Raw genomic sequence first — 18,274 nt, 5'->3', positions numbered from 1 at the left:
AAACCGAAGTTTTGTTTTTCGCCAGTTTGACTGACTACCTATGATGTATCATAGGATTTTTTTATAAAAACTCGAATTAACAGGTACGTTTTGTCTTGTTTAGTTTTCAAAGAACTTGTTTACCGCTTCAGAAGCGACTAGAACATCATACCATATTTAAATTGTTAATGTCAACAACTTTTTTGTTATAATGTTTTTTCGTTTCTTCGTCATCAGCGACGTATATTAATTTACCACCATACAGGATCAAAGTCAACAATATTTCTCATTAAATAATAAATTTTTCAATTACGACTAAGGCTGCTACGCCTGGGATGCCCAATAAACCACTGATTCCACTCGTTACAGGGTTAATAGAGACATGTAATCCTAGACTCTCTCCAAATAGATTGAGGCAAAATAAAAAAAGAGCACCTGCCACAAACTTTACTCCGATCAGCCCTAACCATTTGAAGGGGTTCGCTTGAACACCTGACATAAACAACAATAGTACAGCTATCAAAATTGACCCGATTACAATAACAGGTTCCATAATCCTCTCATCTCCTCTTCATATGAATAGTACAAGCATATGAGAGGACTATGTAAAATAGACCTGCTATCTCCAGTTGTTTAAACGTAAATTCCTCTTTTTCGCTTCTCTTAGATAGAAAAAGTACTTCGCTTGAGCAAGCTTTAATTCGAATAGAATGTCCGGTGAAGGCTCAACGCTATTTGCGACAAGCTTTTTTTGTCTGTTCCATTCTTCCTTTTGCTTAAAAAGCTGTTGAATTAATTTCTCATCGAATTCTTTTCGAATTGATTTTCTGCGAAGAAAACCCATGTACCGTACTTCTCCTTCCTACATCTCACGTCTGCCTTCTAGAGCTTTAGACAGTGTGACTTCATCCGCATACTCTAAGTCTCCACCTACTGGAAGTCCGTGAGCAATGCGAGAGAGTTTAATTCCTGATGGTTTCAACAGTCTAGAGATATACATGGCTGTAGCCTCTCCTTCAATGTTTGGATTGGTTGCAAGGATCACCTCTGTCACTTGATCGTCTTGCAATCTTTTTAACAGGTCAGGAATTTTAATATCCTCTGGGCCAATTCCGTCCATCGGTGAAATGGCACCATGAAGCACATGGTATAAGCCGTTGTATTCTTTCATCTTTTCCATTGCGATCACATCTTTTGGGTCTTGCACTACACAGATAACAGATTGATCTCTTCTTGTATCTTCACAAATATAGCAAGGATCTTGGTCTGTGATATGGCCGCATACCGAACAATAAGTTAAATTACGCTTTGCATTAACAAGCGCCTTCGCGAAATCTAGTACGACATCTTCCTGCATACTAAGAACAAAAAAAGCCAGACGAACCGCAGTTTTCGGTCCGATTCCTGGCAATTTCATAAAGCTGTCAATCAGCTTTGATATTGGTTCAGGATATTGCATCTTCAGTTATTCCTCCTAGAATAAACCTGGCATGTTCATTCCTTTTGTGAATTGCCCCATTGTTTCATTCGTTAACTCATCGACTTTTTTCAATGCGTCGTTTGTTGCTGCAAGTACAAGATCTTGAAGCATATCGATATCTTCTGGATCAACAACTTCTTCATTAATTGCTACATCAACAACTTCTTTTTGTCCATTTACTTTTACAGTGACCATACCGCCGCCCGCTGTACCTTCAAGGACTTTTTCTGCAAGCTCTTCTTGAGCCTTAGCCATATCCTTTTGCATTTTTTGCATTTGTTTCATCATTTTTTGCATATTTCCCATTCCACCGCGCATATGAACACCACTCTCTTTCATTTTTATTAATCTTTAATTTCAATTAAATCGTTTCCTACTAACTTCTTTGCTTCTGCAATCAATGGATCCTCTTCAGCAGAAGTCCCCTGACCATCTGCCTGTTCATCCGGCTGATGATCTCTTAAAAATTCTTCTCTTATTTTACCCCATTGAGCGTCAGGAACGCCAACTAATTCCACTCTTTTTCCTAACATAGACTCTAATAGCTGCTCAAGGTTGGTTCGAACACCGCTTTTATCTTCGGCAACCATTTTACAGTGTATTTCAAACTTGAATTTTAAAACAAAGGCATGAGAAGCAGCAGCAACTGGTTCACTATCCGTTAATAGCGCAGCATGAGACACCTTATTCTGCTGTTTCAAATGGGCAAGGAGTTCTCCCCATTTACCTTTAATTTTTTCTAGCTCTGGACGTTTTGCTTCTTTTAGAATCTCGTGAATTCGGCCGACAGGTGCACGGTATCCATTTTTGTTACTCGTTTGTGGTCGAGGTGCTTCCTTTTTTTCTTGAGGATGATGAGAATGAGACATTGGCACACCCTCAGCTCTTATCCTAGATAGCTCCTGTTCCAACCTGTCTATTTTATCCGTTAGCGCCGTTAAATCAGCGTTAGCATGAGCTTGTGGTATTCCAACCGTTGACTGACATAGCTTGACAACAGCTACCTCAAAGAAAATTCTTGGATGATTCGTCCATTTCATTTCTTGGTGACTTTTATTCAGCACTTCAATTGTTTCATATAGAAATTGAGGTGTCACACGATCCGAAAGCGTCACGAAATTTTCATCGACCTTTACCTTTTCAAGGACCCCCTCCAGATCTGGTGCCGTTTTATAAAGCAGCATATCTCTAAAGTAAAAGATCATGTCCTCTATTAATTTAGCAGCATCTTTTCCCTGCTGAAGTAATTCATTTAAGGTATCTAACGCTACAGCAATATTTTGATCAAAAATTGCTTCGGCTAGCTGACTAATGAAATGCTGAGAAACAGCTCCTGTAATGAGCAGCGCATCATCAATTGTCAGCTGCTCACCACTAAATGAGATCGCTTGATCTAAGAGGCTTAGTGCATCACGCATACCGCCATCAGCTGCACTAGCGATAATCTCGAGCGAGCCCTCTTGTACATTTAGGCTTTCTGCATCTACAATTTTCTTCATTCTTCCAACAATATCTTTTGTCGTGATTCGTTTAAAATCAAATCTCTGACAACGGGATATGATGGTAAGAGGAATCTTATGAGGCTCTGTGGTAGCCAAAATAAAGATACAATGAGCAGGCGGCTCCTCTAACGTTTTAAGGAGGGCATTAAATGCCCCGATAGAGAGCATATGTACTTCATCTATAATATAAACCTTATATGTAACCGCCGAAGGAGCAAATTTCACTTTATCACGTATATCACGGATTTCATCTACCCCGTTGTTTGAGGCAGCATCTATTTCAATCACGTCTGAAATCGAGCCGTTTGTAATCCCTTTACAGGCATCACATTCATTACAAGGTTCACTCACAGGTGACTTTTCACAGTTCACTGCCTTCGCAAAGATTTTGGCAGCACTTGTTTTACCTGTTCCTCTAGGACCTGAAAATAAGTAAGCATGAGAAAACTTCTTCTGCAAAAGGGCATTTTGCAACGTTTTTGTGATGTGTTCTTGTCCAACAACATCCTCAAAAACTTGAGGTCTGAACACTCGATACAAAGCTTGATAACTCACAAATACGCCCTCCTCCATTTATCATCTTTTTTATTATACATGATGCACCGATCAATTCAAAAGCACACCTTTATTTTCTAATAAACGAAAATGATGATTTCAACTATAGATATTCTACTTTCTATGAATCAAAAACGTGTTTTCTAGATTTTCGAATTGTTCTGCAACACCATGGAGAACTTTTGTTCCTATTGTGATTAATGAAAAAACAAAAAGACTCTAAAAAGGTTTTTTGCCTATTTGTATAAACAAAGCAGCTGAGCTATTCTTTAAACAGCAACAAAAAACTCACCTAGATTAACTAGATGAGTTACATTTAATATTGATTTACCGTGCACCTTCTGTCGATTCGCTACCCCAAGCGTTACTTAAACAGTTAGCTCGGCCCAGGCAACCCTGCGGCACATGAGAGGTTTCACTTAATGCTGCTTCCTTCCGGACCTGACATGGTTCATGAATTCCCATTGCGCAGGACCAAGACGTCAACACCACTTATTTAAGGCAGACCTTGAAGTAAACGAACCTTGAGAAGGGATTCGGCCTCGCTAGAGCGGATTGCGAGTACAGGGCACCGCTACCTCCCCGCTTAGCACGGCAAAATGAATATTAAATTGTTAGTGACGCAGACATAAGTATACCTTCTTATAGCCGAAATTGCAAACGACATCCATTCATTTACTTTTGGCTTGTTTCTTTCGCTGACGGAGGTTTCGGAAGAACTGACTTAACAGCTCACCACACTCATTTTCAAGTACACCACCAATGACTTCAGACTGATGATTGAATCGTTCATCATCCAGTAAATTCATTAAAGTACCTGCACATCCACCTTTTGGATCGTATGCACCGAAAACGACCTTTTTCACTCTAGAAAGGACAATCGCTCCCGCACACATAGGACATGGTTCAAGCGTCACATAAAGTACAGCATCCTCTAAACGCCAGCTTCCAGTCGTTTTACACGCTTCATCAATAGCAAGTAATTCTGCATGTGCAATTGAACGCTGCTCTGTTTCCCTTAAATTATGAGCGCGGCTCACAATTTGGTCATCAACAACGATGATGGCACCGATTGGTACTTCTCCTATTTGTTCTGCTTTTAAGGCTTCAGAAATAGCTTCTTGCATAAACTGTTCATCTCTCGTCATAGCACGGCTCTCTTTTCATGTTTTTTAAAAGGATATTGAGGTTAACATATTAGCACAATCTTTTAAAGGGGGTCTTACTTTGTCAAAGCACCAAAAGGCACTGCTTATTATCGACATGATTAATAATTTTGATTTTGAAATGGGACATGTGCTCGCTGATAAAACAGAGCAAATGACCAATAAGATTTTAGCGCTTAAAGATCATGCTTTCAAGGAAAATTGGCCAATCATCTATATCAACGACCACTATGGTCTCTGGAAGGCTGATATACAAGCTGTGATGGAAACATGCAAAAACGAAAGAAGCGCCCCTATTTTAGAGAAAATGGCACCATCTAAAGATGATTACTTCTTAATTAAACCGAAGCATTCTGCCTTCTACGGAACTGCATTAGAGACACTCTTAAATGAATTAGGTGTGCAAGACATTATTTTGACCGGAATTGCAGGAAACATTTGTGTTCTGTTCACTGCAAATGACGCATACATGCGAGAATACAACTTAATTGTACCTAAAGATTGTATCGCATCAAATGACGACAGAGACAACGAATATGCTTTAACGATGATGGAGAACGTTCTACTAGCAAAAATCACCTCTGCTAAAGAGATCACGTATGAAAATCAAACATGATTTATCCATAACCCTCATAAATTGTTAGCAATAACAAAGGGGGCGTTGACTATTCAAATTTATGTTGTCAAAAGAGGAGATACTTTAAACGAAATTGCCATGCGTTTTAAAACAACAGTCAATGAAATCATCCGTACCAACGATATTGAAACACCAAATCAACTCGTCATTGGACAAACAATTGTCATTCCAATTAGAGGACAATTTTATGAGGTCAAACAAAATGACACACTTTATCAAATTGGAAGACGATTTCGAATTTCAGTGGAGGAGTTGGCACGTGTGAATAGAATTCGGCCTGAAGCGATACTACCTATTCGCTTCTTGCTCTATATTCCTCAAAGACCGAAAAGGAACATTAATTCGAATGCTTACATTGAACCAAGGGGAAATCAAGTCAGTGAAAACTTAAAACAAGCAGCTAGAGAGGCCTCTCCATATTTAACCCATTTAGGCGCCTTTAGTTTCCAAGCGCAAAGAGACGGAACACTGAAAGAACCACCGTTAGATCAGCTACCTCAAATAGCCGCTCAGAGCAGAACCGTTTTATCTATGGTAGTGACAAACCTAGAGAATGAAAAATTCAGTGATGAACTTGGGCGAATTCTTTTAAATAACCAATCTGTCAAAACCACATTTTTAAATGAAATCGTTCGTGTTGCTAAAAAGTATCAATTAAAAGAAATCCATTTTGATTTTGAATATTTACGTCCTGCTGATAAAGATGCTTACATTCAATTTTTAAGAGAGGCAACAACCCGCTTCCATCAAGAAGGATGGACAATATCTGTTGCACTTGCCCCTAAAACAAGTAGTCAGCAGAAGGGAAAATGGTATGAAGCTCATGACTATGAAGCCATCGGGAAGATCGTCGATCATGTTGTGTTAATGACCTATGAATGGGGATACAGCGGCGGCCCTGCACAAGCTGTCTCTCCCATTGGACCTGTCCGCCAAGTCATTGAATATGCACTGACCGTCATGCCGGCCAATAAAATTGTTATGGGGCAGAATTTATATGGCTATGATTGGACGCTTCCTTACGTCCAGGGTGGCCCCATTGCTAAAGCCGTCAGTCCTCAACAAGCGATTGCCATTGCTAGAAATAATAATGCCTCCATTCTATACGACGAAACAGCACAAGCACCTTATTTTCGTTACACAGATGCCACTAATAAAGTGCATGAGGTATGGTTCGAAGACGCTAGATCGATTCAAGCAAAGTTCAATCTCATCAAAGAGTTAAACTTGAACGGAATTGCTTATTGGAAATTAGGTCTATCCTTCCCACAAAATTGGCTCTTATTATCAGATCAATTTAATATTGAAAAAAGAACGACATCGTAACCCATTCGCTCTATCTCTCGGAAGGGGTATGGTACAATATACATTGGTTTGACAACTTTATAGATAGAGGAGAACGCCTATGTATCCTGCCCCTTTTATTGCAGTGGAAGGCCCAATTGGAGCCGGAAAAACAACTTTGGCTACAATGCTTGCGAAGGAATTTCAATTTCCTTTAGTAAAAGAGATTGTAGAAGAAAATCCATTCTTAGATAAATTTTATGAAGATATGGAACAATGGAGCTTTCAGCTTGAGATGTTCTTTTTATGCAATCGGGTCAAACAGTTAGAATCTATTGAAGAAAACTATGTGAGTCAACAGCAGCCGATTGTCACTGATTATCATGTCTATAAAAATATGATATTTGCAGAAAGAACATTATCAAAAAAGCACATGGACAAATACAGAAAGATCTATCACTTGCTAACAGATGACCTTCCTAAACCAAATGCTATCATCTATATAAAAGCCAGCCTTCCTACCTTACTTGAAAGAATACAGATGAGGGGACGCTCTTTTGAAGAAGACATCGACCCAGCTTATTTAAAAACACTCATTGAAGATTATGAGCTGGCCATTGAACATTTAAAACAGACTGACCCAGGGCTTCCTATCATTACAATTGAAGGAGATCATACAGACTTCGTTTCCTCACAGCAAGATTACCAGCAAATTGTACAGAACATAAAGGAGCAAGTACTATGAACAATATCGAAATACCAAAGGATGCAGTGATCACAATCGCCGGGACTGTTGGTGTCGGAAAATCCACTATGACTAAAACGATAGCGGACAAGCTAGGCTTTCAAACCTCTCTTGAAAAAGTAGATGACAACCCATACTTAGAGCCCTTTTATTCAGATTTCCAAAGATGGAGCTTCCATTTACAGGTCTATTTCCTAGCCGAGCGTTTTAAGGAACAAAAGCGGATTTTTGAATCTGGTGGAGGATATGTGCAAGATCGTTCAATTTATGAGGACACAGGCATTTTCGCGAAAATGCATGCGGACAAAGGTACGATGTCTGAAGTAGATTATGAAACGTATACGAGTCTATTCGAGGCGATGGTGATGACACCTTACTTCCCTCACCCTGATGTACTCATCTATTTACACGGGGATTTAGATCATATTTTGAATCGTATTGAAGAACGCGGCAGAGAGATGGAAACTCAAACTGATCGAGCCTATTGGGAAGAAATGTACACTCGATATACGGAATGGATCGAACAATTCGATTTATGCCCAGTGATTAAAATTAACATTGAAGATTACGACTTACTTCATGATGAAAGCTCACTTGAACCCATTCTTCATGAAATTGCTTCTGTTATACAAAAAAATCGCTCTAAAACAAAATAAAAAAAACCGCTGCATTTCGCGAATGCAGCGGTTTGACAATTCCAATTTTTATGCTTGCGTTTTAATTCAACTAAGGTAAAAAATCAATATGGCGGAGGAAGAGGGATTCGAACCCCCGCGGGCTTTGACACCCCTGTCGGTTTTCAAGACCGATCCCTTCAGCCGGACTTGGGTATTCCTCCGTATCGACAAGAATTAATATACCATATCATTTTAATTCAAGTCAACATCTTTTCGAAAAAAATTTCAATAAGTTGTTTTGGTATGAGAATCTGCCCATAAAAAAGCAGCCATTAACGGCTGCTCTTGATCTATTTTGTATCCTGTCTAATCTCTTCAATAAACTGATTCATCTCTTCTTTAAACTCATTTAATGATTCAATAATTTTCGTAAAGTCTGTCACTTGTTTGGCTTGTTCATTTGTTGAGCTGCTGATTTGTGAGATGTTTTCAGACAAAGTGCTAATACTGTCTTGGATTTCCTTTAAGAAGGTATTAATGGTTTCAGCCGCTTCCTTTGAGCCATCTGATAATTTACGAACTTCATCAGCTACGACAGCAAACCCTTTTCCATTCTCGCCTGCTCTTGCTGCTTCAATTGCAGCATTTAGACCTAGCAAGTTTGTTTGTCTAGCGATCCCGCCAATGGTTTTGACGACTTCTTCAATATTTGCAGATTTCTCTTCCGCTCTTCCTGCCTGTTCGCTTATTTCTAAACTTGTGGCAGCCAGCTCTTGTGAATGCGCAGCAATTTGTTCGATTCCACCTTGGAGTTCTTTCGCTACATCATTGATATGCTCCATATAACCGCTTAATTTCTTTTCACGATGATGTGAAAATGCCACTAAAAAAGATCCAATTACTTTTCTATCTTCATCAAAAATCGGGTAACCTTTTACAGCAATTTCATAACCATATAAAGACTCTGGTAAATGACCATCATATTCTTGTCCTCTTAATGTCGTCGCCACGTTTTGGTCTTCTGGGTTCAATGGGTCCCCAACTTTCACGCCAAAATCTATTGTGTTAGACGGGTAGTAACAAAGCACCTTCTCTGTATCAGTGATGCCGAAAAGAATACTTTCATCTAGAACTTTTCTAATTAATTGAGCCATTTCAACATAATAGTCAAGCCTATTCAAGGTTATTCCTTCTTTCCTAGAAGCTTTTATTTTTTTATCGGCTAAATTTAGGAAAACTGTAGGACTTTTGGTAAAAAGAAATAAGATGCCATAGCGGCATCTTATTTCATCACTTCTTTATTTCCCATATAAGGACGCAGTACTTCAGGAATAATTACTGTGCCGTCCTCTTGTTGATAGTTTTCTAAAATGGCCGCCACGGTTCTTCCTACTGCTAAACCAGATCCATTTAACGTGTGGACATGCTCTGGCTTCGCTTTAGGCTCTGGACGGAATCGAATGTTTGCGCGTCTTGCTTGGAATGCTTCGAAGTTACTGCAAGAAGAAATTTCACGATACGTATCTTGGCTCGGAATCCATACTTCGATGTCGTATTTCTTCGCAGCCGTGAAGCCTAAATCTCCCGTACACATGCTCATGACACGGTATGGCAGGTTTAATAGCTGTAGGACTTTTTCTGCTTGATTTGTTAGTTTCTCTAATTCTTCATAAGAATCTTCAGGTCTAACAAATTTCACAAGCTCTACCTTATTAAATTGGTGCTGACGGATGAGTCCGCGTGTATCTCTTCCGGCAGATCCAGCCTCTGATCTAAAGCAAGCACTGAATGCTGCATAATTGATTGGCAGCTGTTCCCCTTCAAGGATTTCGTCACGGTGCATGTTGGTAATCGGCACTTCAGCTGTTGGAATGAGGAAATAATCTTCTTCTCGGATTTTAAAGGCATCCTCTTCGAATTTTGGAAGCTGCCCAGTCCCTGTCATGCTAGCTCTATTGACCATGTAAGGTGGGAGCACTTCAGTAAAACCAAACTCATCGACATGTAGATCGAGCATAAAGTTATATAGTGCGCGCTCTAAGCGTGCGCCAAGCCCTTTATAAAAAACGAATCGGCTTCCTGTGACTTTTCCTGCGCGTTCAAAATCAAGAATGTTTAGCTCATCCGCTACATCCCAATGTGGTTTTGGCTCAAATGAGAAGGCCGGCTGTTCGCCCCATTTTCTCACTTCCACGTTGTCATCTTCTGTTTCCCCAACCGGTACAGTGGCATGAGGGATATTCGGAATAGAGAAGAGGATGTGCTGCAAGCTTTCTTCTACTGTTCTTAGCTCATCATCCAGCTTTTTAATCTCATCTCCTACCTCACGCATTTCTTGAATAATGTGATCGGCATCTTTCTTTTCTCTTTTTAGAACGGCCACTTGCTGTGATACTTCATTTCTTCGGCTCTTTAATTCTTCTGTTTTCCCGATTAGTTCTCTTCTTTTTTGATCCAGTTCACCAAACTTATCAAAATCCGCTAAATCTTCGCCTCGGTGTGCTAATTTTTCTTTGATTTGATCAAAGTCCGTGCGCAGTTGTTTAATATCCAGCATGTGTAACACTCCTTTTTTTATCGAAAAATAAAAAGAGCCCTCATCCCATGAAAGGGACGAGAGCTCTCGCGTTGCCACCCTGATTGAAAACATGCAGAAGCATGCTTTCCTCTTTCCTCTGTAACGGTATCACCGTAAATGCTTACTTCTCGTGTTTCAGCATTTCGCTCAAGGATGGATTCAGACTGCATCTTTCACCGATTCGCACCAACCATCGGCTCTCTGAGAAAGAGGGGCTTCTTACTATTTCCCGTCAACGCTTTTTCGATCTTTGATTGTGATTTTAATGTACTATAAGTTTTATCTCTTTTCAACCGTTTTATACAGCGAGCTTCGTTTTGTAAGACTTCACCATTTCAACAAACAGCTGTGTTAACCGGTGATCGTCTGTCAGCTCTGGATGAAAAGAACAGCCTAAGATATTGTTTTCTTTCGCCATCACAATCCTGCCATCATATTCAGCCATGATTTCTACGCTCACATCTGCGCTGATGATATGAGGCGCACGGATGAACACCCCTGTAAACGGCGCATCCAGCCCTTTTACTTCTAGATCTGCTTCAAAGCTGTCTACCTGTCTGCCAAATGAATTCCGTGCAACAGATACATTTAACAATCCAAGATGGGCATCTTCTCGATCTTCAATATGTTTTGCCAGCATAATCAAACCGGCACATGTCCCGAAAATCGGTTTCCCTTCTGCAGCGAACGCTTTAATCGGTTCAATGAATTGGTACGTATCCATGAGTCTCCTCATCGTCGTGCTTTCTCCACCAGGGATAATAAGACCGTCAACGGATGCTAGCTCTTCTGCTCGTTTAATGATCTTACCTTCTGCATCGCAGGCTTCAATCGATTGAATATGCTCTCTCACGGCTCCTTGAAGCCCTAGTACCCCAATTGTTAGCATGTTCATTTGCGCTCCCTTAATTACCAGCCACGCTCTTGCATACGCTCTTCTGGCAGTAGATTTGAGATTTCAATTCCTTTCATGGCTGTTCCAAGCTCTTTTGAAAGTTCTGCAATGAGACGGTAATCTGTGAAGTGAGTCGTTGCTTCAACAATCGCTTTTGCAAATTTCGCCGGATTGTCTGATTTAAAAATACCAGATCCAACAAATACACCGTCTGCTCCAAGCTGCATCATTAACGCAGCATCTGCTGGTGTCGCAACGCCTCCAGCTGCAAAGTTAACAACTGGGAGCTTGCCGTCTTTTTTGATTTGAAGCAATAATTCATAAGGTGCTCCTAGGTTCTTGGCTTCTGTCATCAGTTCATCTTCACTCATTGCTGCTACTTTACGAATCTGAGCATTGACCTTTCTCATATGACGGACAGCTTCTACAATGTTGCCTGTCCCAGGTTCCCCTTTCGTACGAAGCATCGAAGCGCCTTCTGCGATACGGCGGGTTGCTTCACCTAAGTCACGGCAACCACAGACAAAAGGTACTGTGTATTCATTTTTATTTAAATGGAATTCCTCATCTGCGGGCGTCAGCACTTCACTCTCATCGATATAATCAACACCAAGCGCTTCAAGAACACGAGCCTCGACGATGTGGCCGATACGTGCTTTTGCCATGACTGGAATCGTTACAGCATTTTGTACTTCCTCTACGATTCTTGGGTCTGCCATACGGGCTACACCGCCGGCTGCACGGATATCAGCTGGTACTCGTTCTAGTGCCATAACTGCCACCGCACCTGCTTCTTCTGCGATCTTTGCCTGTTCAGCATTGACGACATCCATAATGACGCCACCCTTTTGCATTTCTGCCATTCCACGTTTCACTCGTTCAGTTCCCTTATTGCTCACAATAGTTTCCTCCCATTTGTCAATTCGATTGATTTACCTCTTTATCATACAAGCGAGACAGTATAACAATAAAGAGAATAGTATAACAATTCAATCAGCCGACAAAAAAGCCTAAACCCTTGTATATAAACGATTTCTGGCTAAAAATAAGTCATTTTTTCTTTGAAGAGTGATTTACATGCTATAATGCAACTATAACAATTCAAATTCATGTATAACAATTTTGCACTCAATGGAGGTTTCTCATGCATATTGATATCCATCGACATTCTGATACATCGCTTTCGAATCAGATTTACTTTTCGATCATTGATCATATCCAATCGGGTTTGCTTCAGCAGGGAGATAAGCTGCCAACTGTACGTGATTTAGCAAAGCAGCTGAATGTGAGTCTTGTCACGGCAGCAAAGGCATACACACGGCTGAAGGACGACGGATATTTAACGACTGTGCAAGGTAAAGGGACGTTTGTGGATGAGCTGCAAAAGCAGTCAGATATTCCGGTTCCGTCATCTACCTCTTTTGATTGGCAGTTATCCATTCCGGATTATTTACCACGGTCTCAATTTGCTCAGTATCACTATGTCGAAGAAGCGATCAACCTTTCTTCCTCTATGATTGATCCAGGGCTTTTGCCAAACCGGTATTTAGAAAAAGAAATGCAGCATGTACTAGCCAGACATCCTCAAATCATGTCGAAGTATGGGGAAATTCAAGGGGATCTTCAGCTTAGGCAAGTCATTCAGTCTTTTTTAGAAAAGCTGGGTGTGCCTTCTACTCCTGAAAATATCCTTGTAACTAGTGGTTCTCAGCAAGGGCTTGATTTGGTCGCACGTGCGTTTATCGGTCCTGATGATGTAGTTGTCATGGAAGCACCGACTTATCCAGGCGCCATTGATGTCTTTATGGGCAGAGGGGCAAGAATTATTACAGTCCCTGTTGATCATGAAGGCATGAACATGAAGCAGCTTCAAAGCATTTGTGATAAATATAAACCAAAGCTCATCTACACGATTCCTACTTTTCACAGTCCGACAGGGGCCAGTATGTCAATGAAACGCAGAAAACAACTTCTCTTACTGGCTCAAAGTATTGATTGTCTCATTGTAGAGGATGATCCTTATCGTGAGCTTTATTTCGAAAAGAAGCCGCCAGCACCTATCAAAAGTCTTGATCATGATGGACACGTCATTTATTTGCGAGGATTAAGTAAAACACTGGCTCCAGGATGCAGAATTGGGATTATCACCGCCTCAGGCTCGATATTTAATCGTTTATTAGCAGCAAAGGCCAATAATGATTTAGGCAGCCCTCTTCTCACACAAAAAGCCATTCTGCCATTTCTGACTTCGAAGAAGATGATTGATCATACGAAAAAGCTGAGAACCGCCTTGAAGGTGAGACGTGATTTAATGATAGATGTATTAACGAAGCATGCACCAAAAGATGTGACGTGGCAAATTCCTCAGGGCGGGCTCAATTTATGGCTTAGCTTTCCTTCCTGGGTCGATACACGTGCACTGCTGCATGAGGCACGTAAGCAGCAAATTACCTTTCTGCCTGGCTCTGTGTGCTATCCTGGAGAGCCGAAGCAAAACTATATCCGCCTCAGCTTTTCTTATGTGAATGAAAAGGCACTGACCGAGGGCGTGGAAAAGTTATGTGGTATTTTTCAGCAAGCCTTGTCCACTCCTCAAAATCAAAAACAATCGCTTTTCTTTTAACGATAAAAAAACTGCTCTCATGCATAGAGAGCAGTTTTTTATTAGAACCAACCTTTTACTGTGTCAACGATTCCGCCCCAAATGCCAGCGAAGAATCCACCTACACTACGCATTGCAAGGATGAACCAGTTTGCTTTTTCATCGCCTGTTTTCGTTATAAGCTCAACACCTGATTGATCTTTATTCAAATAGCCGTAGTCCTTCTCATCACCAGAATAAGAAGTCGTCAGCATGCCAACCTTCGTTCCTTTTTTAATAGGAGCTTCTAGTTTCTTTTTCTCGATATTTACTTTTGCTTTAAAGCTCTTTTCGTCGCCATTTTTTACTGGCACAGAGAAAGCTTCTTTCGTGACGACAGGTACTTCTTTGTCTTTGCCTTTATCGACTTCGATGTTTTCATGTCCTTTGATCTGTTGACCTTTTTTGTACATTTCTTTCATCGTGAAGTTTTTAAATGCATAGTCGAACAGTTTTTTCGCCACGTCGAAACGTGCTGTATGAAGGTTACCTTTTGCATTCAAGATCACAGCGATGACACGCATGTCACCTTGTTTAGCGGTACCTGTGAAGCTAGAACCAGCTGAATCCGTAGAGCCTGTTTTCAGACCGTCTACACCTTCATATTCCTTCACAAGTCCTTTAAGCATGAAGTTCCAGTTAGGCATGTCCATTTCATCGTCTGTGCCTTCTCTGAACTTTGTTTTCGCGATACTTGATGTTTCAAGAATTTCTGGATGGTCTTTGATGAGATGCTGTGCAAGCAATGCCATATCTTTCGCAGATACTTCACTTTCTTCATCAGGACCTGTACCTTTTGGCTGTTTGCCATGTAAATCTTTATTTTCTAGTCCAGTTGCATTCACGAATTTGTAGTTAGTTAAACCAAGTTCTTTCGCTTTTGCGTTCATTTTTTCAACGAACTTCGATTCTGATCCAGCGATCACTTCTGCTAAGCCAATCGCTGCTGCATTTGCCGAATAAATAGCCGTTGCTTGATAAAGTTCTTTCACTGTATACGAGCCATCTTTTCTCAAAGGAACGTTTGATAAACTGCGGTCCTGAGAAATTTCGTATACATAATCATCTGGCGTATACGTTTGATCCCATTTCACTTTGCCTTCAGCAATAGCCTCTAGTAATAGATACTCTGTCATCATCTTTGCCATACTTGCAATAGGCAGTCTTTGTTCTGCGTTTTTACTATAAAGAATTTTACCTGTAGAAGCTTCAATTAGGATTGCTGCTTTCGCATTCACATTGAATGGATCTTCAGCTGCTTTTGCTTTGGACATTGGTGTAAATGCTGTCACAATCAATGCCAGTGCAAGGATAGAGACCATAAGCTGTTTCAACATCTTGCTGTTCAATCGTCATACCTCCGTATTCAATCTTTTTTCGACGTATTTCATATATATTTAATCCACAAGGGCTTATTTCAACACAACAGTATAAATTTTATCACAATAAAGACAAAAAAAATAGACAGAGTCATAGACCCTGTCAAATGTAATTTGATTGTCACAATTTATCAAGAAATTGTGTAGTTTGGTGATTCTTTTGTAATTTGTACATCATGTGGATGACTCTCACGAAGTCCTGCACCAGTCATGCGAATGAACTGTGCATCTTCTCTAAGTGAGCGTAAGTCCTGTGTTCCACAATAGCCCATACCAGAACGGATACCGCCAACGAGTTGATACACTGTATCAACGACTGGTCCTTTGTATGGTGTACGGCCTTCAATACCTTCTGGAACGAATTTTTTATTATCTTCTTGGAAGTAACGATCTTTACTTCCTTTTTCCATTGCAGCGACTGAACCCATACCGCGATAAACTTTGAAGCGTCTACCTTGGAAAATTTCTGTGTCTCCTGGGCTTTCAGATGTACCAGCTAGAAGGCTTCCAAGCATTACAGCATGTCCACCAGATGCTAGAGCTTTTACGATATCACCTGAATATTTAATTCCACCATCTGCAATAATAGCTTTACCATGTTTTCTTGCTTCTGTTGCACAGTCATAGATTGCTGTGATTTGTGGTACACCAACACCTGCAACAACACGTGTTGTACAAATAGACCCTGGTCCGATACCGACTTTCACAATATCTGCTCCTGCTTCAAATAATGCTTTAGTTGCTTCGGCTGTTGCAACATTACCAGCAATGATATTAAGAGAAGGATACGTTTCACGGATTTTCGATACAGTGTTAAGAACACCTTGTGAATGACCATGTGCAGTATCAATGACAACGACATCCACATTGGCTTCGACTAATTTTCTCACACGAGTCATTGTATCGCCAGTGACACCAACAGCAGCACCAACAATTAAACGGCCATGTGCATCTTTAGAGGAGTTAGGGAATTCGATCACTTTTTCAATATCTTTGATGGTGATGAGACCTTTTAACGTTCCTTCGTCATCTAAAAGAGGTAATTTTTCAATTTTATATTGCTGTAGGATTTTTTCAGCTTCTTCTAACGTCGTACCTACAGAAGCTGTCACAAGTTCCTCTTTTGTCATCACGTCGCTAATCTTCATTGAATAATCCGAAATAAAACGAAGGTCACGGTTCGTAATAATACCAACAAGCTTTTGATCTTCTTCGTTATTTACAATCGGTACACCTGAAATACGGTATTTACCCATTAGGTGCTCTGCATCAAATACTTGATGCTCAGGTGTTAAGAAGAATGGATTTGTAATAACGCCGCGCTCTGAACGTTTTACTTTATCCACTTGTTCTGCTTGTTGCTCAATAGACATGTTCTTATGAATGATACCAAGACCACCTTGACGTGCCATTGCAATCGCCATTTGTGATTCCGTCACCGTGTCCATTCCTGCACTGATAATTGGAATGTTTAGTTTTAATGTGCTTGTTAACTCAACTGATAAATCGACATCACGCGGAAGTACTTCAGACTTAGCTGGAACAAGCAAAACATCGTCAAACGTCAAACCTTCTTTTGAAAATTTACTTTCCCACATTAGTAAATCCCCCTCTTTTCGGCAAAATATTATATGTAGATTATCAACTAGGAAACAGCATGTCAAGGAAGCAACAAACAGTTGCAATTTTTAGAAAATATAAAGAGAGTTGAGGAAGAAGATGAAAAGTTCAGGATGGAAGGATTTAAAACGTTTTTACTCACTCGAAACTTCCCAAAAGTTTCTATATCAACAATATGAGAAACGGAGCATTCAAGATGCAAACCAGCAAGCCTATAAAAACTGTGAACGGTTTATTTACTTTTTAAAGCATGGCCATACGTTCTATGAACAGGCAGCTATCGCTCCACTCGAACTGAAGCCCATTTTATTATTTTATGGAATGGCTCAGTTGCTAAAGGCATGTTTACTGACAGTTGATCCTCACTATCCTTCTCAAACCTCTGTTTTGGCCCATGGCGTAACATCGAGAAAGAGAAAGAAACAGCATTACCGCTTTAGTGAAGATGAAGTGAAAATTCAGCGAAATGGACTATGCATGCATGTGTTAAAGCATCTATTTCATTTAAATGGTCTTGAAGATGAGCGATTTACGATGATTCATCTCCTTTCAAAGATACCTGAAATGAGTCATATTCTGGAGTTTCAAAAGCAGCCCTCGACATTAGTTAAAGTGGAAAAGGTTAATGGGATGATGATTCAAGATCATATTCCATTGCTTTATAACATGTCTGCTGAACGCTTTATTGAATACTTTGAGTTCCATACAAGTTGGAAACTCAAGCAAAGAGAAGCCAAAAAGCTGACGTTTGATGTAGCTCTAGAAGAAAATCCAGCGCTCGCTACTCATCTTCATTATGATTTAGAAATGGATCAATGGTTTATTCCGTCAACTCGTGATTCATTTTTAGGGATTCCTGAGATCATCAGCCATTACTTATTAATGTATAACCTCAGTATGATTGCCCGCTACGAAACTGAATGGTGGTACGAGCTGCTGTCTCAATACATTAGTGATGATTACGTCATGATTGAACGCTATATGGAGATTGCCGAAGAGAAGTTCCCAGCTTATATCATGATGCTGTTAGAAGAAAACACAAAAAAGACCAGTTCCGTATGGAACTGATCCTTAGAAAAGCTTGGCGGCGTCCTACTCTCACAGGGGGAGACCCCCAACTACCATCGGCGCTGAAGAGCTTAACTTCCGTGTTCGGTATGGGAACGGGTGTGACCTCTTCGCTATCGCCACCAAAC

Annotated in this window: 17 protein-coding genes, 1 tRNA gene, 1 rRNA gene, 1 other RNA gene, 1 pseudogene and 1 other annotated feature; of the genes and pseudogenes, 6 read left to right on the top strand and 15 right to left on the bottom strand. The window is 40.4% G+C overall.

Features of this window, described 5'->3' with window-relative positions; all coding sequences use genetic code 11:
- Positions 1 to 268: 268 nt before the first annotated feature.
- From ACP7A0_RS18625 to tadA, 7 genes are all read right to left on the bottom strand, one after another.
- Positions 269 to 532, bottom strand: a complete 264-nt coding sequence (locus ACP7A0_RS18625; protein WP_106031977.1) for a pro-sigmaK processing inhibitor BofA family protein — start codon at positions 530 to 532, stop codon at positions 269 to 271.
- Positions 533 to 598: 66 nt separating this feature from the next.
- Entirely contained in the window at positions 599 to 823 is a 225-nt protein-coding gene (locus tag ACP7A0_RS18620; RefSeq protein ID WP_003218088.1) for a YaaL family protein, read from the bottom strand.
- Between the two features lie 18 nt (positions 824 to 841).
- Positions 842 to 1,438 (bottom strand): recombination protein RecR, encoded by a 597-nt coding sequence (gene recR, locus ACP7A0_RS18615; RefSeq protein ID WP_003218094.1) that lies wholly within the window; start codon positions 1,436 to 1,438, stop codon positions 842 to 844.
- 15 nt (positions 1,439 to 1,453) lie between these two features.
- Positions 1,454 to 1,777 carry a YbaB/EbfC family nucleoid-associated protein gene (locus ACP7A0_RS18610; RefSeq protein ID WP_008342011.1) on the bottom strand — a complete coding sequence of 108 codons (324 nt, stop codon included), beginning with the start codon at positions 1,775 to 1,777 and terminating at the stop codon, positions 1,454 to 1,456.
- Between the two features lie 26 nt (positions 1,778 to 1,803).
- Entirely contained in the window at positions 1,804 to 3,516 is a 1,713-nt protein-coding gene (gene dnaX, locus ACP7A0_RS18605; protein WP_060595642.1) for a DNA polymerase III subunit gamma/tau, read from the bottom strand.
- Positions 3,517 to 3,846: 330 nt separating this feature from the next.
- Positions 3,847 to 4,111, bottom strand: an RNA gene (gene ffs, locus ACP7A0_RS18600) — signal recognition particle sRNA large type.
- A gap of 76 nt (positions 4,112 to 4,187) precedes the next feature.
- The gene (tadA, locus tag ACP7A0_RS18595) at positions 4,188 to 4,664 is read right to left on the bottom strand and encodes a tRNA adenosine(34) deaminase TadA (protein WP_003218102.1); all 477 of its coding nucleotides are present in this window, start codon (positions 4,662 to 4,664) and stop codon (positions 4,188 to 4,190) included.
- Between the two features lie 79 nt (positions 4,665 to 4,743).
- Between tadA and ACP7A0_RS18590 the strand changes: the two genes are divergently transcribed.
- The 4 genes from ACP7A0_RS18590 to ACP7A0_RS18575 all read left to right on the top strand — a co-directional run bounded on the left by ACP7A0_RS18590 (position 4,744) and on the right by ACP7A0_RS18575 (position 8,004).
- Positions 4,744 to 5,298 (top strand): isochorismatase family cysteine hydrolase, encoded by a 555-nt coding sequence (locus tag ACP7A0_RS18590; RefSeq protein WP_060595641.1) that lies wholly within the window; start codon positions 4,744 to 4,746, stop codon positions 5,296 to 5,298.
- Positions 5,299 to 5,397: 99 nt separating this feature from the next.
- Positions 5,398 to 6,645: a glycosyl hydrolase family 18 protein gene (locus tag ACP7A0_RS18585; RefSeq protein ID WP_411266094.1), complete on the top strand. Its 1,248-nt coding sequence runs from the start codon at positions 5,398 to 5,400 to the stop codon at positions 6,643 to 6,645.
- 79 nt (positions 6,646 to 6,724) lie between these two features.
- Complete coding sequence (locus ACP7A0_RS18580; protein ID WP_034666096.1) at positions 6,725 to 7,348, top strand: deoxynucleoside kinase; 624 nt, start codon at positions 6,725 to 6,727, stop codon at positions 7,346 to 7,348.
- Positions 7,345 to 8,004, top strand: coding sequence for a deoxynucleoside kinase (locus ACP7A0_RS18575; protein ID WP_060595639.1), 660 nt, complete (start codon positions 7,345 to 7,347; stop codon positions 8,002 to 8,004). Before ACP7A0_RS18580 ends, ACP7A0_RS18575 begins: the two co-directional genes overlap by 4 nt.
- A gap of 89 nt (positions 8,005 to 8,093) precedes the next feature.
- Here the strand turns inward: ACP7A0_RS18575 and ACP7A0_RS18570 are convergent.
- The 5 genes and pseudogenes from ACP7A0_RS18570 to pdxS form a co-directional block, all read right to left on the bottom strand.
- Positions 8,094 to 8,186 (bottom strand) — tRNA-Ser (locus ACP7A0_RS18570).
- Positions 8,187 to 8,315: 129 nt separating this feature from the next.
- Positions 8,316 to 8,648 (bottom strand): annotated as a pseudogene (locus ACP7A0_RS18565) (methyl-accepting chemotaxis protein); the annotation flags it as partial.
- Between the two features lie 599 nt (positions 8,649 to 9,247).
- Positions 9,248 to 10,522 carry a serine--tRNA ligase gene (gene serS / locus ACP7A0_RS18560; protein WP_426005991.1) on the bottom strand — a complete coding sequence of 425 codons (1,275 nt, stop codon included), beginning with the start codon at positions 10,520 to 10,522 and terminating at the stop codon, positions 9,248 to 9,250.
- A gap of 49 nt (positions 10,523 to 10,571) precedes the next feature.
- Positions 10,572 to 10,788, bottom strand: a binding site (T-box leader).
- 53 nt (positions 10,789 to 10,841) lie between these two features.
- Complete coding sequence (gene pdxT, locus ACP7A0_RS18555) at positions 10,842 to 11,432, bottom strand: pyridoxal 5'-phosphate synthase glutaminase subunit PdxT (protein ID WP_034666104.1); 591 nt, start codon at positions 11,430 to 11,432, stop codon at positions 10,842 to 10,844.
- Between the two features lie 20 nt (positions 11,433 to 11,452).
- Complete coding sequence (gene pdxS / locus ACP7A0_RS18550; RefSeq protein ID WP_034666107.1) at positions 11,453 to 12,337, bottom strand: pyridoxal 5'-phosphate synthase lyase subunit PdxS; 885 nt, start codon at positions 12,335 to 12,337, stop codon at positions 11,453 to 11,455.
- A 245-nt stretch (positions 12,338 to 12,582) separates the two neighbouring features.
- Between pdxS and ACP7A0_RS18545 the strand changes: the two genes are divergently transcribed.
- Complete coding sequence (locus tag ACP7A0_RS18545; RefSeq protein WP_034666110.1) at positions 12,583 to 14,061, top strand: PLP-dependent aminotransferase family protein; 1,479 nt, start codon at positions 12,583 to 12,585, stop codon at positions 14,059 to 14,061.
- Between the two features lie 41 nt (positions 14,062 to 14,102).
- On the opposite strand, the gene ACP7A0_RS18540 is transcribed toward ACP7A0_RS18545, so the two are convergent.
- Positions 14,103 to 15,428 (bottom strand): D-alanyl-D-alanine carboxypeptidase family protein, encoded by a 1,326-nt coding sequence (locus tag ACP7A0_RS18540; RefSeq protein ID WP_034666113.1) that lies wholly within the window; start codon positions 15,426 to 15,428, stop codon positions 14,103 to 14,105.
- A 161-nt stretch (positions 15,429 to 15,589) separates the two neighbouring features.
- Positions 15,590 to 17,056 carry an IMP dehydrogenase gene (gene guaB / locus ACP7A0_RS18535; RefSeq protein WP_034666116.1) on the bottom strand — a complete coding sequence of 489 codons (1,467 nt, stop codon included), beginning with the start codon at positions 17,054 to 17,056 and terminating at the stop codon, positions 15,590 to 15,592.
- A gap of 121 nt (positions 17,057 to 17,177) precedes the next feature.
- On the opposite strand from guaB, the gene ACP7A0_RS18530 reads away from it, so the two are divergent.
- A complete protein-coding gene (locus ACP7A0_RS18530) occupies positions 17,178 to 18,146 on the top strand; it encodes a YaaC family protein (protein WP_060595635.1) in 969 nt (322 codons plus the stop codon).
- A gap of 11 nt (positions 18,147 to 18,157) precedes the next feature.
- On the opposite strand, the gene rrf is transcribed toward ACP7A0_RS18530, so the two are convergent.
- Positions 18,158 to 18,273 (bottom strand): 5S ribosomal RNA (rrf, locus tag ACP7A0_RS18525).
- Between the last annotated feature and the right edge of the window lies 1 nt (position 18,274).

It is taken from the genome of Bacillus sp. DWP3-1 (genome assembly GCF_049896565.1).
Taxonomy (GTDB): Bacteria; Bacillota; Bacilli; order Bacillales; family Bacillaceae; genus Bacillus.
Note: the sequence above shows the minus strand (reverse complement) of the source record. Positions and strands in the feature narration are given on the sequence as shown.